Genomic DNA, 13,966 nt, shown 5'->3' on the forward strand with positions numbered 1-13,966 from the left:
AGGCTTAATCAGAACTCCGACCACTCCTGCTGGAGACGTTTAAGCGCAGCATTGCCCTGCGTGACGGGAGCGGGGCGAGCAGCAGGCCGACCGGCTGTCGGGGCCGAGGCAAGCCGGGCCACGGACTTCGCCTGTGGCTCAATGCGCTCGGTTTCGCCTGTGCGGAACGCGCTCAGGAGCTCTCCGAGACGCTTGCTTTCCTCGGCCAAACCTGCGCCGGCCGCATTCATCTCTTCAACCATGGCGGCATTCTGCTGTGTCGCCTGATCCATGTGATTGACAGCGCTGTTGATCTCCGAAAGCCCCATGGACTGCTCCTGAGCGGCCGTTGCAATCGCATCCATGTGCTGATTGATCTGCAGGACCAGGTCGGCAATAGCTGCGAGACCCTCGCCGGTGTCGTTGACGAGTTTCACGCCTTCGCCGACGGCGACTTCGGAATTGCCAATCAGAACCTTGATCTCCTTGGCGGCATTGGCCGAACGCTGGGCCAACTCGCGGACTTCCTGGGCGACGACGGCGAAGCCCTTGCCTGCTTCACCCGCACGTGCTGCCTCGACGCCTGCGTTGAGCGCAAGCAGGTTGGTCTGGAAGGCGATCTCGTCGATCACGCTGATGATCTGGCTGATCTGCTTGGACGAATGCTCGATCCTGCCCATGGCATTGACGGCATTGTTGACGACCTGGCTGGAGTTTTCGGCCCGCGACCGGGCGCCGCGTACCAAATCACGGGCATCGCCAGCCCGCTTGGAGGTCGACTGAACATTGGCCGTAACCTCTTCGAGCGCCGCTGCCGTCTCTTCCAGCGAGGCGGCCTGCTGCTCCGTGCGCTTGGAAAGATTATCGGAAGCCTGCGAAATCTCGTAACTGCCGCTGTTTACGAGTGACGCGGCGTGGCCGACCTGAGACATCGCAGCGCGCAACTGGCTGACCGACGAATTGAAATCGTGACGCAGAGCTTCGAACTGCGCAGCCAGCGGCGTTTCGATCTCGCACCGCAGGTCGCCGGATGCCAAATGACGAAGTCCTGTCGCAAGCGAGCCCGTAGCCTGCAGCAGCCGCTCTTCGGCCTCTGCTTCGGCGCGGCGCTGGACTTCGAGGCGTTCGTTCTCCGATGAAATGCGTGCCTCGGCGGCTTCGGCTTCGAGCGCCTTGTTGCGCAGAGCTGCCTGCTGGAAAATCTGGACAGAACGCGCCATGGCGCCGATCTCATCACGCCGTTCGACGCCACCGATCAAGACCGAGAGGTTGCCTTCGGCGAGTGCGGTCATGGAATGGGTTAGCGCGCCCACGGGCCTGGTGACGCGAAAGATGATGACGCAGATGCCCGTAATGCTCAGAACCACGGAAACAAGGAAAGTGAGCCCGTAGGCGATCAAGCTGACGAACGCATCATTCTGGCTGGCGGATGCGTTCGCGACCATGCCGTCTGCGGCTGCCGCGGCGGTGTTCGTGATGGTCAGAAGGGCGGCGTTGCCAAGCGGGCGCCAGTCGTCAAGGGGCATGGCCTTCTTCTCACCAGCTGCGAACTTCGCAAGCAATGCACTGTGTTTTGCTGCAAAATCACCGTTGAAGAAGGTCGCGCTGCTGACTTTATAGGCGTCTCTGACGACCTGTGGTGTCGACGGATGATTGACCAGAGTACCGATCTGTTCCCAGGTGAAATTCGCAGTGTAATCGAATTGTTGGATCTTGCTGACGTCCTCGGGCTTCATCGCCTCTCCGGAGGCGAGCGTGTTGACGAACAACAGGTTTGCAGCCCCAGCCGTTGCGCGCGTGTACCATGTCAGTGCACGGATCTGAATGAGTGCCGTCATTGAGGGATCACTCGTGCGGATCCGGCTTTCGACGGCGGTCGAACCTGCCTCCAACGCGGTCAAGAGCTGCTGACCGAGGTCCAGCGTCGTGGCTTGCAGTGTCGGGTCGCGATCAGCAAGCTTCCTGGCGACTTCGCTGTCGAGCTTTGAGCGGAATGCAACTACCCGATCATAGGCGTTCATGACGTCGGCAATCGGGGCTTCGAGCGCCTGGTCGTCGATATCTGCAAAGACCGATTTTGCGTCACCCATATATTTGTCGACGATGCCCCTATCCTTTTTCAACAAGGCGAGCGTTGCATCTTGCGAGCCAAGCTCAAGTTTGGCGAGCGACGAGCCGTCACCTCGCTCGTTGCGAAAGTTGGCGAGTGTCTGGAAGAGCGCGCGGTCGAGCAAGGTGAACTTCGAGACGTCGGCATACTTGCCTGCATCGCGATAGGCATCAAGCGTCGACGATCCCGTCAGCACACATAGAGCGATGCTGAGAAAAAGGAAAATTCCAACAAGTATATTGCGCAGAGAAAAAATCATAATTGCTCACCTACGTTCGGGGTGCCATGACGCTAACCCGCTTCGCCAAACCCGTATTTCTGGAGCTCTTGTGGTGAAACTTCTAAAAGAAAAGCAGTCCGTGAGCCGTCGAGGCACCGCCCGACCACAGGCGCGTCATGCCCTGCCCAATCAAAAACAAAGCTAGCCAAGCTTTATTGAAACAGGATTAATGCCCCTAAAAACACAGGGGGTGTTTAGACAGATCCTTCGTAAGATGAGCGGGAGCGCGAAAGTAATCCCCGGCCTGCCGCACCCCGTCGTCGAGACGCTTTCGAGCCGGTAGGGATTGGATAATGCAATGGATAATACGTTGACCTGCACCTCATGCGGACTGCACAAGACCGAGTCGATCGTCCACGGAGGTTCATACATACTTCGATGCGCCGCTTGCGGCGAAGCAATCGTCGCGACATCATTCATGGCGATGCTCGACTCGGAATACGACTGGTCCGCCTTTATCGATGCGGGTCCTGGAAAAGTCCCACGGCCGGAGGCTCTCGTCGCGCGTGGGCGGCTTCAGCAGATATCGGCGGCAATCAAGGCCGCGGCACGTGATGGAAATCCGATCCGTCTGATCCTCGAAACAAAGGACTGAAGCGCCGCCTTCGCGCCACTTCCCCAGCGTCGCACAGGCGACTTCAGCCGTCGTTTGGTGATCGCTCCTACGAAAGTGGAGCACCATCTGCTTACGGCATCACATCAGCCGCTCTCTTCCGAGTTTCCATCCGCGGCGTATGCGGTAGGAGGAGATGTGATCACATGCACCATTCGCCATAGCGACTGATTTCGGCTTTGCCGGTGCCAAACAGGTTCGCCGGAGCAACAGCGAGGCTTGGCTCAAGCCGCTTGACGCGATGTCAGAGCAACATCGACGCACCACGGTCGAGATAGGTATCGAGGAATTGCTCGAGACGAGGATTTCTCGGCTTCTTGAAGACCTCCTGCGGCGGCCCGCTAAACAGCACCTTGCCATGATCGAGAAAGATGATCTGCTGGCCGACGGTCGCGGCGAAACCGATTTCATGCGAAACGACCACCATGGTCATGCCCTCGGCCGCGAGGTCGCGCATGACGTTCAAGACTTCGCCGGTCAGTTCCGGATCGAGCGACGAGGTCGGCTCATCGAACAGCATGATCTTCGGCTTCAATGCCAGGGCGCGGGCAATCGCCACGCGCTGCTGTTGTCCGCCCGAAAGCTGTGATGGATAATGTCCTGCCCTTGCCTCGAGCCCGACCTTGACGAGTTGCACCATGGCCGCATCTTCGGCCTGCTTACGGCTCATCTTGTGAACCGTCTTCAAAGCCTCGCTGACATTGCCGAGCGCCGTCATATGCGGCCAGAGATTGAACTGCTGGAAGACCATGCCGATCTGGGCGCGGATCGAACGATTGGTCGCTGCCGAGATACGTTCACGACGTCCTTGAGCATCCTCGGTAAAGCCAAGGACCTCGCCGTTGATGGAGATCGTTCCGCGCGTCGCCTCTTCAAGGAAAGCCATGCATCGCAAAAGCGTGCTCTTGCCGGAGCCGGATGGGCCGATGAGGCAGGAGACCTGCCCCGGCTCGATGGCAAGATCGATGCCGTGGAGGACCGTGGTCTCTCCAAACGTCTTGACGAGATTCCTGACTTCTATAGCGGGGACGCTCATGCGTTGAAAAACCTGAATCTGGAAAGTTTCGTTTCGGCAAGGTTGCCAAGCCAGCCGGTGACTTCGACGAGCACCCAGTAGAAGAGCGCCAGGGCAGACAGCGCCTCGACGAAGGCATATTGCTGCGATCCGATCGCACTCAGCGTCGCGGTCAATTCCGGCACGGTGATGATGGAGAGAACTGCCGTCTCCTTCATCAGAATGACGGTCATGTTCACGCAGGGCGGCAGCACCAGCATCGTCATCTCCGGCAGGAGAATGCGCCTTATGATCTGCCCGCGCGTCAAGCCGACGCATTCGCCAGCCTCGATATGGCCTTTCGGCACGGCCCGAAATCCGGAACGGAAGATTTCGCTGAAATAGGCAGCACCATAGATCGAAATACCGATCAATCCTGCCGGCACGGGATCAAGCTCGAGGCCCACGAAAGGGCCACCGTAGTAGACGAGGAAAATCTGGATAAGAAACGGCGTGCCGCGCAGCACCGCCACGATGGCACCCAGCACCTTGTCGACGACTACGCCGCCATATTGCCGGGCGACCGCCATCAGGAAGCCGATAATGGCAGCGGCGATGGTGCCCACAATCCAGATCATGATCGTGACGCCGGCCCCGCTAAGGATGGCAGGCCACTGGCCGATGAGGACGTTGATGTCGAAGGTCATCGCGCTACCCCCGGCAATCTGCTTTCGATCAGGCCGCCGGCAAGTGCGACCACCCAGTTGATCACGAGATAGATGAGGCCAGCGGCTGCGAAGATCTGCAGCGGCAGAAACGTGCTGCCGGCGAGATCCTGCGCCATGCGGGTCAGTTCGACGATACCGACGACGGAGACCAGCGACGATGCTTTCAAAATAAGGATCGCCTCGTTGACGAGAGCTGGGAATGTGAGACGCAGCGCGATCGGAACTTTGATGCGGCGGAAAATCTGACGCGGCGTCAGGCCAACCATCTCCGCCGACTCCACCAGCCCGCGCGGCACGCTGGCAAAGCCGCCACGCAGGTTCTCTGCCTGATAGGCAGCCGTGCAGAGCGACAGGCCGATGATTGCGGCAACGACACTCGGCACGTTGAGGCCGACAGCTGGAAGCAGATTGTAGATCAGCAGCAATTGCACCAGCAGCGGCACGCCGCGAAAAAAGCTGATGAAAAACTGGGCAGGCCGCACGAAAAGGCTACGCCCCGTCAGCAACATTCCCGAAATCAGGATCGCAATTGCAAAACCGATAAAGATCGACACAAAGCTGATCGTCACCGTGTAGATGGATGCCTGCAGAAGCAACCCAAAGAGCTCGATGGACATTGTTGAGTGTTCGCCCGCGTGGTGACCAGGAAGCTGGGATCTCGCTCATCAGCCGTGCCCGGCAGCAAAGCGGGCACGGCCGATTTCCGAGGACTGATCAGAATGCCGGGTCCTTGACGGCGTCAGGCGTGTCGAAGCTTGCACCGAACCACTTCTTCTGCAGCGTCGCCATGCGGCCGTCAGCCTTGATCTTCAGCATGGCTGCATCGATGGCGTCCATCAACGGTGCGTGATCGGCGTCCTTCAAGCCGATGAAGCCGAAATAGGACTTCTTGCCGAAGGGCGGCAGCACGACTTCGAACGTGCCTTCACGCTGTTTGGCGACGAATGCAATATTCGGCAGCGAATTGGCGACGCCGGCGATACGGCCAGCCGCGAGATCGGCGTAGGATTCCGTAAAGGCCGGATATTCGCGGATATCGACCTTGGTCGGCAGGGTTTCGGAAAACTCCTTCAGCTGATCGAGCTGTGCCGTCGCCTTGCCGACGCCGATTTTCTTGCCGGCGATGTCTTCCGGCTTGCTGATCGTCTTGTCACCGGCCTTTTTCAAGATCGCGATGGTTGCTTCAGCCAGAGGCGGCGTGAAGCGATAGCGCTCCATACGCTTCTTGGTGATCGTCGCCGGGCCGGCAACGACGTCGAACTTTCCAGCTTCAAGTGCCGGGAAAACGCCGTCCCATGGCAGCGTGACCCATTCGATCTTCACGCCCAGCTCCTTGCCGATCTCCTCGAAGAGGTCGACGTTCAAGCCGACATGCTTGCCTGCATCGATGAAATCGAATGGGGCGAAGGCCGTCTCGGTGCCGACCTTCAGGGTGCCGGCGGCCTTGACGGCGGCAAGCGTGTCAGCCGCATGGGCCGACATCGTTGCGCCAAACAAAAGTGCGGCGCCCACCAAACCCTTCAGAAGCGAATTCTTCCTCATATCTTTCTCTCCAGTTTTGTACCCTTCGTTTGGAAGGTTCAGATTCCCCAAGCATTGTCCCGCCAGGCCGATTTTTATGACCTTTTGTCTATACAAATAGATACAGCCTCGCCTACACTGTCAAATACAAAACATAACGAACGCAAGAATTATGCCGCATGATGCCCGATGGATCTGGCAGGCGCGGTTTCCACGGACACTGAATTCATTGCCGGAGCAAGGCGAGCGTTGGTCCCAATTCATCAGAGAATTCTGAAGGATATCGAAAGCAGGATCGTGAGCGGCATCTGGCCGCCGGGGCACCGAATACCCGTCGAACATGAGCTGCTGAAGGAGTATCGATGCTCCCGGATGACGGTGAACAAGGCGCTTTCGACCCTGGCCGAGCGCGGCATGATCATACGTCGTCGCAGGCTCGGTTCCTTCGTCGCTTCGCGGCAAATCGACCGCACGGTCATGGATATCCAAGATATTTCCACGGAAGCGGAGTTGGCGGGACACGAACATAGCCACACGATGCTGATGCGGAAAATCGAGAGGCTCGATCCCGCCACCGCGATGCGGCTTGGCGAAACCACGGGCGCGGAGATCCTGCGGCTTCACTGTCTGCATGCGGTCGACGGCAAGGCGAATGCGCTGGAGCGGCGCATCATCATGCTGGACCTGGTGCCATCGGCAAGAACCGAGAGTTTCGCTTCGGTCCCACCCGGCAAATGGTTGCTGGACATGGTGCCCTGGTCGAAGGCCCGGCATGTCATTCGTGCAGTCTCGGCCGATGCCGCGACGGCGCGCCTGCTCGAAACCGAGCGCGGCGAAGCCTGTCTGACGCTCATCCGTCAGACATGGCAGAGCAGTCGCACGGTCACCTATGTCGAGTTCATCCATCCCGGCGATCGCTTCCAGTTTGCCGGCGACTTTTATCCGAATGAGAGAGCTGTCACCGATCAACCGTCGCAGGGAGGCGACTCTTGAACGAGAAGCGGATCAGCAGGGCAGTTCCGCTCAAAGGCTTGCAGGCTTTCGAAGCCGTCGGCCGTTGCGGCAGCGTGAACGCCGCAGCATTGGAACTGAAGGTTTCGCCCGGAGCGATCAGTCAGCAGATCCGTAAGATCGAGAGCTTTCTCGGTGTCACCTTGCTCGAGCGCAATGGTCGCACGGTGGAACTCACCCAATGGGGGCGGCTCTATCATCAGGAAATATCGAAGGGATTCGAGCAATTCGCACTTGCTGAGCAGGTCCTGGAACGGGCGCGCAACGAGAATGCCCTTGTCCTCAGCGCGCTATCTTCCGTCGTCAACAAATGGATCGGGCGCCGGATCTTCGATTGGCAGGCCCTTCATCCAAACGCGCATGTCCGGATCGTCGGGCGCGACAAGGAACCGCGCATGGGCTTCGACGACATCGATTTCCGCATCAGCTACGGATCGGACGTGCTGCAGCATGAACACTATAGCGAACTGTTCCGCGATTGGGTGGTCCCGGCCTGCTCGCCGGCCCTGATCAAGGGCAAGGCGCCTTCTGCGGCGCAACTTCTTCAATATCCGCTCCTGCATGTCGAATGGGAGCGGCATTTCACGCCCTATCCCAGCTGGCTTGAATTCGCCGCGAAGACGGGAGCGGCGCTCGAAGAAACCGCCGCCGGCCTTTCCTTCACCCTATCAAGCAGCGCAATTGACGCCGCCGTCAACAAGCGCGGCGTCGTTCTCGCACAAATGTCGATGATTGCGGATGAGCTCGAGGCGCAGACGCTCGTCATTCCCGTCGACATACGCATTCCCTTGCGCGAAAGCTATTTTCTCGCCTGGGACAGGGCGGCCCTGGAAAAACCCTACGGGCGCCAATTTCGCGATTGGCTTCTCACCATTTCCCGCCAGCAGGGCCTGGTGTCGGCATCAGGATCGACATTTTAGAAAAACTAAAACGGAACTCAGCTCCGCGATATTGATGAAATTTTGCGCCTGGCGATAATTTGCGCATTCGCCGTCAACCGGAACGGCGTGACCGGCAAAATGGGAGAGTTCGATGGCGCGGACCGACAAGATGAAACTCGGAACTTTCGTCTATACGTTCGGCTTTCATCCGGCCTCCTGGCTGCATCCGGCAAGCGACGTCAACGGCGCCAACGACTTCGCGCATCTGCTCGATGTCGCCAAACGATCCGAGGCGGCCAAATTCGATTTCATGTTCATGGCCGATTCTCCGGCAGCGGCCGTCGGCGATCCGAATGCGCTTGCCCGCATTCCCACGAAGATGAACCGTTTCGAACCCCTCTCGCTGCTCTCGGCACTGGCCGTCACGACCAATGATCTCGGCCTCGTGGCAACGGTCTCGACAAGCTATTATGAGCCGTACAATGTAGCCCGTCTGTTTTCCTCGATCGACCATCTAAGCAAGGGCCGCGCCTGCTGGAACGTCGTCACGTCAGACCATGACGAAACCGGCTACAACTTCAATCGCGAAGGGCTGGATCCACACGCGCTGCGCTATGAACGCGGCAACGAGTTCGTCGACGTCGTCTTCGGTCTTTGGGACAGCTTCGAGGAGGGCGCGCTCCTTCTCGATCGCGAAAACGGCGTCTACTATGACAAGGACAAGCACCACACCCTCAACCACAAGGGAAAGCACTTCCAGGTTCGCGGACCTCTGAACATTGCGCGAACGCCCCAGGGCCGTCCCGTCATCGCCCAGGCGGGCGGTTCTGAGCCCGGAATGGATATGGCCGCACGCACGGCCGAGATCGTCTTCAGCCTCGCATCGAACATCGAGCGGAACCGGGCCTTCTACGACAATGTCAAGAGCCGGATGGCGGCCTATGGCCGCGATAGAGACGATCTGAAAGTCATGCCGGGCATCGTCATCAACGTCGGCGAAACCGAGGCCGAGGCAAAGGCGAAGGTGGACTATCTGATCGACAAGATGCATCCCGATGTCGGGCGGCTGATGCTTTCCGAGTTCCTGGAGGCGGACCTGCGCGGCGTGGCGCTCGATGAGCCCTTCCCGATGGACCGTCTACCGGCCGCTCCGAAAGGATCGCGCGCGCTGTTCGACGAACTGGTCGATTTCGTCAAGAGCGGCCACACGGTCGGCGAACTGATCCGGCACTATGCCGAAAAGCATACGGGAAACGGCATAACAGGCACGCCGGCCCAGATCGCCGACTACATGGAGGAGTGGTTCGAAACGCGTGCGGCCGACGGCTTTATCCTGATGTTCCCGACCCTACCATCCAGCCTCGACGATTTCGTGCGGTTCGTGCTGCCGGAACTTCGCCGCCGCGGGCTGTTCCGCGAGGAATATGAGGGCAGAACCCTGCGCGAAAACCTCGGCATTTCCACGCCGGCAAACCGTTTTGCCAAGAGCTGAGGGCCGGTCCAGTGAGCGACGAGGCTCTGATCAGCGACGCGGAATTCAAGCTATCGATGCGTCACCTGGCCGGTGCGGTCAGCGTGATCACGGTCGGTGACGGACAGAACCGCACCGGCTTCACCGCGACCTCGGTTTCCTCATTTTCGGCGGATCGGCCTTCCGTCATCGTCAGCGTCAACAGGGCTTCTTCCTCCTGGCCGGCGCTGCAGCGGTACGGCTGCTTTTGCGTCAACGTGTTGGCGGCCGACCAGCAGCATGTGGCGCAATCCTTTGCCGGTGTTGACGGCCGCAAGGGTGCCGATCGCTACGATGGTGCCGGGTGGTATCGCCTCAGGACGGGTGCAGCCGCACTTGAAAATGCCCTCACGGTCCTAGACTGCAAGCTCGAAACCGTGTTTGAGCATCATTCCCATGCCATTCTGATCGGGCACATCCGTGCAATGGAAATCCGGCAGGACATCGGACCGCTGCTCTACTGGCGAGGCGGCTATCATGGCCTTCCTGCTGCTGATCGCCTAGCGGAGCCGATCCGGCAATAACCTGATCGAAGCAACATCGACATTGGCAAAGGCAAATCTAAGGTACCGCTCCTGCCCCTCCCCGAAATATGCCCCGGGAATGCAGATCACGCCGCGCTCCCTCGCAAGTTCTTCAGCAACCTCGGATGACGATCGGCCCTCGAAAGGATGACGAACGAAGGCGAAATAGGCGCCGATCGCTACAATCTCCCAACCCATCAGCTCGGAAGTGGCCTGTCTCAAAGCATCGGCGCGGCGGGCGATTTCCAGCCGGTTGCCGGCCCGCCAGTCGGCAAGGACAGGCAGAGCCGATGCAACGGCGATCTGAGCCGAACGCGGGGCGCAGATCTGCATATTATCCATGACCTTCGCGATCTCAGCGATGAGCCCGGGGCCTGCCGTGACGGCGCCGAGGCGATGGCCGGGAATGCAGAAGGATTTCGAGAAGCTATAGAGAAGAACGAGCGTATCCTCCCAGCCCGGCTCCGACAGCAGGGCGTGCGGCCTGCCGTAATCTTCGGCCAGGAAGTCGCGATAGGTTTCGTCTACAACCAGCCAGGCGCCATATTTTCGGCACAGTAAGAAAAGCTCGTGAAGCAGACCGGGCGGATAGACAGCCCCGGTAGGATTGTTGGGCGTAACGACGGCAAGCATCTTCGTGCCGGCTGCAAGCGCGGCTTCGGCTGAGCCGAGATCGGGAAGAAAGTCGGTTGTGGGGTCGCAGTCGACCAGCAACCGCCCGATCCCCAGCATCGATAGCGTCGTGTCGTGATTGAAATAGAAAGGATTGGTGAGTGCTACCGTATCGCCCGCGCCGGCAAGCGCAATCGCAGTGCACATGAACGCCTGATTGCAGCCGGCCGTGATATGGATATTGTCGGCAGATATATCCGCGCCATAAAGCTCTGCGACATGAGCAGCATAAATCTGGCGCAACAAAGGCTCGCCCTCGATCGGCCCGTAGCCGGTCATCGCCTGTTGCGCAGCCGTTTCGCCGAGAAGGCGCAGCATTTCAGGATGCGCGGGATAACCGGGCACGGCCTGTGACAGATCGATGAGTGGCCCCTTCAATCCCTTGTATTCGCGGCCCCAGGCGACGACGGAAGGAATGGGCGGAGGGGAGAGGCGGGAAACGAACGAATTGAATTTTGCAGCGGTCATATCGATTTCTCTTTGATACCGATTGCTACAACGATACCAATTGCTTTCTCAACCTCTTTGTTGAGTGAGACGGGCCTCAAGTGGAGACGCATGCGCATGGTGTGGGACAAGATGCGGCTCGAACAGCTGCGCGCGGAATTTGCAGACAGCAATGGCGGCGAGATATTCGATGAGACGTTTCGCAAAGTGGCGGAGAAGATCATCTCCAAGAGCGGCACGAGACTGGCGCCATATGCCGGTGTGCCGACCTTCCTCAGCGCGCCCTACATGCAGGTCGCAGCCGACGAGCCCGATTTCGGCAATCTCCAGGTCGCGATAACGGGAATTCCGATGGATCTCGGCGTCACCAACCGCCCCGGCTCCCGCTTCGGACCACGCGCCCTTCGCGCCATCGAAAGGATCGGTCCTTACAACCATGTTCTGGGAACAGCGCCGGTCTTCGATCTTCGCGTCGCCGACATTGGCGACGTACCGTTCCAGAGCCGCTACCGGCTGGAACTCAGCCACGACGACATCGAAAAACGTATCGGCCAGATTGTCGATGCCGGCGTCGCACCGCTCTCAGTCGGGGGTGACCACTCCGTCACGCATCCCATCTTGAAGGCTGTCGGCCGGAATCAGCCGGTGGGCCTCATTCATATCGATGCTCATTGCGACACCAGCGGAGCCTTCGATCAGACGAAGTTTCATCACGGCGGACCGTTTCGCAACGCCGTGCTGGATGGCGTGCTCGATCCGACAAGGACGATCCAGATCGGTATCCGTGGTTCGGCGGAATATCTGTGGGAATTCTCCTATAAGTCGGGAATGACCGTGATCCACGCAGAAGACATCAGCGCAATGGGGATCCCTGCCGTTATCGCCAAAGCCGAATCCATCATCGGCGACGGCCCGACCTATCTCTCCTTCGATATCGACAGCCTCGATCCCAGCTTTGCGCCCGGTACGGGCACGCCCGAGGTCGGCGGATTGACGACGCGTGAGGTTCTTGAGCTGATACGAGGACTAAAGGGCATAAACCTGGTGGGCGGCGACGTCGTCGAGGTTGCTCCCCAATATGATGCGACGACCAACACCGCACATGCTGGAGCTCAAGTGCTCTTCGAAATCCTGAGCCTCATGGTGTTCAGCCCATCAGTCGGCAAACGCTAGACACAAACCTCCCCAACCTCAGCAATTCGGATGATCGGACGCGGCGAGGCGGAGCGGTTTCCACGCTTGCTCCCCTACCGTTCGTATCTGCGAACGTAATCGTTGGTGGCATCGCCATGGGACCAATCTACCGTATCGTCAACGACAGGATTATTCCCGTGGCTGCGCCTCGATAACCTCAATCGCAGAGTCGAACTGACTGACCGGGAATCTGACCCGTAACTGAATTTTTGCTCTTGAGCGGATTCGAAGTGACGACCTCGCGATTTAAAAAGCATGCAGTTGAACGGATACGAACCAGCGACCTATAAATGTTCGGTCCGTTCACGCGGCCGGGGGCAAGGGATCGGTGCCCTCACTCAGAATTGCAAGATATCGGCTATAGCTGAAAACTCTGCCGCGCTTGCGACCCGTTATTTCCTTGATGATGCCGAAGCGCTCCAAGTCTGCGAGCGCCGCGTTAACTGTGGGCGCAGATAGGGCTGTCTTCTGTACGAGCTGATTTGCTGTAAAGAACGGATTTTGCTGAAAGAGATCGTGAATGCGAAGCGCTGAACCCGCGCGATCGCTTTCGGTTGTGATCTGGTCACGGTCTTCCTTGAACACATCCACAATCCGCGTGACAGCGTCGAACGCCTGATTGGCGGTGTCGGCAACACCCGTGAGAAAAAAGTCGAGCCAGCCCTCCCAGTTGCCTTGTTCGCGGACTTCCTGAAGCAGCCGATAGTACTCTGCCCTATGTGTCTTCAAATAAAGACTGAGATAGAGCAGCGGCTTGCGCAGAACGCCGTTCATGCAGAGATAAAGCGTGACCAGGAGGCGGCCGATACGCCCGTTACCATCAAGGAACGGATGAATCGTTTCGAATTGGACATGCAAAAGACCGGCCTTGATGAGGGCGGGCAGTCGCGACCGATCTTCGTGCATAAATTGCTCAAGCGCCTTTAAGCAAGCGTCCATCTCCGTCACCGGCGGTGGCACGAAGAGTGCATTGCCAGGCCGTGTTCCCCCAATCCAGTTTTGCGAACGGCGGAATTCTCCAGGATTCTTGGTGCCGCCGCGCCCGCTTTGCAGCAATCGCGCATGCATTTCGCGGATTAGGCGTAGCGACATAGGAAAGGCTTCGAGCCGTTCCAGACCGTACATCATGGCATCGACGTAGTTGGAAACTTCACGTATGTCGTCGATCGGCTGTCCCGCCTGCGCTTCTGTCTCAAAACGCAGCAAGTCAGACAGCGTCGATTGCGTCCCCTCGATCTGCGAGGATAGAACAGCTTCTTTCCTGACATACATATAAAGAAACAGCTCCTGACGCGGGAGCAATACTGTGATGCCATCCAGGCGTCCGAGTGCTCGCTCCGCCAGGCTGAGGCGCTCCAACAGCGAAAGCACGTCAATGGCCGGCCATGGCGGCAATGGCGGCGGTACAAACGCTCGCACCTTTTCGCCGGCTGCGGATGTTTCTACAAAGCGTCCTAGCCGCCGAGAGCGTTCAGAATCAGACATGGCGATAGTATGATTTT

At 58.8% G+C, this 13,966-nt stretch carries 13 protein-coding genes; 6 read left to right on the top strand and 7 right to left on the bottom strand.

What is annotated here, in order from left to right:
• Nucleotides 1-8 precede the first annotated feature (8 nt).
• Nucleotides 9-2,348, bottom strand: a complete 2,340-nt coding sequence (locus DQ393_RS12620; RefSeq protein WP_112342126.1) for a methyl-accepting chemotaxis protein — start codon at nt 2,346-2,348, stop codon at nt 9-11.
• Between the two features lie 319 nt (nt 2,349-2,667).
• Here DQ393_RS12620 and DQ393_RS12625 point away from each other — a divergent pair, with 319 nt between their 5' ends.
• A complete protein-coding gene (locus DQ393_RS12625; RefSeq protein WP_112342127.1) occupies nt 2,668-2,964 on the top strand; it encodes a hypothetical protein in 297 nt (98 codons plus the stop codon).
• A 262-nt stretch (nt 2,965-3,226) separates the two neighbouring features.
• Here the strand turns inward: DQ393_RS12625 and DQ393_RS12630 are convergent, their stop codons facing one another.
• From DQ393_RS12630 to DQ393_RS12645, 4 genes are all read right to left on the bottom strand, one after another.
• A complete protein-coding gene (locus DQ393_RS12630; RefSeq protein ID WP_112342128.1) occupies nt 3,227-4,018 on the bottom strand; it encodes an amino acid ABC transporter ATP-binding protein in 792 nt (263 codons plus the stop codon).
• Nucleotides 4,015-4,683 (bottom strand): amino acid ABC transporter permease, encoded by a 669-nt coding sequence (locus tag DQ393_RS12635; RefSeq protein WP_112342129.1) that lies wholly within the window; start codon nt 4,681-4,683, stop codon nt 4,015-4,017. The genes DQ393_RS12630 and DQ393_RS12635 overlap by 4 nt, the downstream gene beginning before the upstream one ends.
• Entirely contained in the window at nt 4,680-5,321 is a 642-nt protein-coding gene (locus tag DQ393_RS12640) for an amino acid ABC transporter permease (RefSeq protein WP_112342130.1), read from the bottom strand. The genes DQ393_RS12635 and DQ393_RS12640 overlap by 4 nt, the downstream gene beginning before the upstream one ends.
• Before the next feature lie 97 nt (nt 5,322-5,418).
• Nucleotides 5,419-6,246, bottom strand: coding sequence for a transporter substrate-binding domain-containing protein (locus tag DQ393_RS12645; protein WP_112342131.1), 828 nt, complete (start codon nt 6,244-6,246; stop codon nt 5,419-5,421).
• Between the two features lie 228 nt (nt 6,247-6,474).
• Between DQ393_RS12645 and DQ393_RS12650 the strand changes: the two genes are divergently transcribed.
• From DQ393_RS12650 to DQ393_RS12665, 4 genes are all read left to right on the top strand, one after another.
• Nucleotides 6,475-7,218, top strand: coding sequence for a UTRA domain-containing protein (locus DQ393_RS12650; protein WP_112342137.1), 744 nt, complete (start codon nt 6,475-6,477; stop codon nt 7,216-7,218).
• The gene (locus tag DQ393_RS12655; RefSeq protein ID WP_112342132.1) at nt 7,215-8,156 is read left to right on the top strand and encodes a LysR family transcriptional regulator; all 942 of its coding nucleotides are present in this window, start codon (nt 7,215-7,217) and stop codon (nt 8,154-8,156) included. Before DQ393_RS12650 ends, DQ393_RS12655 begins: the two co-directional genes overlap by 4 nt.
• A gap of 112 nt (nt 8,157-8,268) precedes the next feature.
• Nucleotides 8,269-9,609: an LLM class flavin-dependent oxidoreductase gene (locus tag DQ393_RS12660; RefSeq protein ID WP_112342133.1), complete on the top strand. Its 1,341-nt coding sequence runs from the start codon at nt 8,269-8,271 to the stop codon at nt 9,607-9,609.
• An 11-nt stretch (nt 9,610-9,620) separates the two neighbouring features.
• Nucleotides 9,621-10,151, top strand: coding sequence for a flavin reductase family protein (locus tag DQ393_RS12665; protein WP_112342134.1), 531 nt, complete (start codon nt 9,621-9,623; stop codon nt 10,149-10,151).
• Here DQ393_RS12665 and DQ393_RS12670 read toward each other — a convergent pair.
• Nucleotides 10,128-11,291, bottom strand: coding sequence for an aminotransferase (locus DQ393_RS12670; protein WP_112342135.1), 1,164 nt, complete (start codon nt 11,289-11,291; stop codon nt 10,128-10,130). The two genes, DQ393_RS12665 and DQ393_RS12670, sit on opposite strands and share 24 nt — an antisense overlap.
• Nucleotides 11,292-11,387: 96 nt before the next feature.
• On the opposite strand from DQ393_RS12670, the gene speB reads away from it, so the two are divergent.
• A complete protein-coding gene (gene speB / locus DQ393_RS12675) occupies nt 11,388-12,443 on the top strand; it encodes an agmatinase (protein WP_112342138.1) in 1,056 nt (351 codons plus the stop codon).
• A gap of 324 nt (nt 12,444-12,767) precedes the next feature.
• Here speB and DQ393_RS12680 read toward each other — a convergent pair whose 3' ends face one another.
• A complete protein-coding gene (locus DQ393_RS12680; RefSeq protein WP_112342136.1) occupies nt 12,768-13,949 on the bottom strand; it encodes a Fic family protein in 1,182 nt (393 codons plus the stop codon).
• Between the last annotated feature and the right edge of the window lie 17 nt (nt 13,950-13,966).

Origin of the sequence: Martinezella tropici, assembly GCF_003287875.1 — a bacterium.
GTDB lineage: Bacteria > Pseudomonadota > Alphaproteobacteria > Rhizobiales > Rhizobiaceae > Rhizobium > Rhizobium tropici_C.

What these genes read in the sequence shown, in the direction of transcription:
- DQ393_RS12625 (WP_112342127.1), top strand. Translation starts at nt 2,668, where the DNA reads ATGGATAATACGTTGACCTGCACCTCATGCGGACTGCACAAGACCGAG.
- DQ393_RS12640 (WP_112342130.1), bottom strand. Translation starts at nt 5,321, where the DNA reads ATGTCCATCGAGCTCTTTGGGTTGCTTCTGCAGGCATCCATCTACACG.
- DQ393_RS12670 (WP_112342135.1), bottom strand. Translation starts at nt 11,291, where the DNA reads ATGACCGCTGCAAAATTCAATTCGTTCGTTTCCCGCCTCTCCCCTCCG.
- DQ393_RS12630 (WP_112342128.1), bottom strand. Translation starts at nt 4,018, where the DNA reads ATGAGCGTCCCCGCTATAGAAGTCAGGAATCTCGTCAAGACGTTTGGA.
- DQ393_RS12620 (WP_112342126.1), bottom strand. Translation starts at nt 2,348, where the DNA reads ATGATTTTTTCTCTGCGCAATATACTTGTTGGAATTTTCCTTTTTCTC.
- speB (WP_112342138.1), top strand. Translation starts at nt 11,388, where the DNA reads ATGGTGTGGGACAAGATGCGGCTCGAACAGCTGCGCGCGGAATTTGCA.
- DQ393_RS12680 (WP_112342136.1), bottom strand. Translation starts at nt 13,949, where the DNA reads ATGTCTGATTCTGAACGCTCTCGGCGGCTAGGACGCTTTGTAGAAACA.
- DQ393_RS12645 (WP_112342131.1), bottom strand. Translation starts at nt 6,246, where the DNA reads ATGAGGAAGAATTCGCTTCTGAAGGGTTTGGTGGGCGCCGCACTTTTG.
- DQ393_RS12635 (WP_112342129.1), bottom strand. Translation starts at nt 4,683, where the DNA reads ATGACCTTCGACATCAACGTCCTCATCGGCCAGTGGCCTGCCATCCTT.
- DQ393_RS12660 (WP_112342133.1), top strand. Translation starts at nt 8,269, where the DNA reads ATGGCGCGGACCGACAAGATGAAACTCGGAACTTTCGTCTATACGTTC.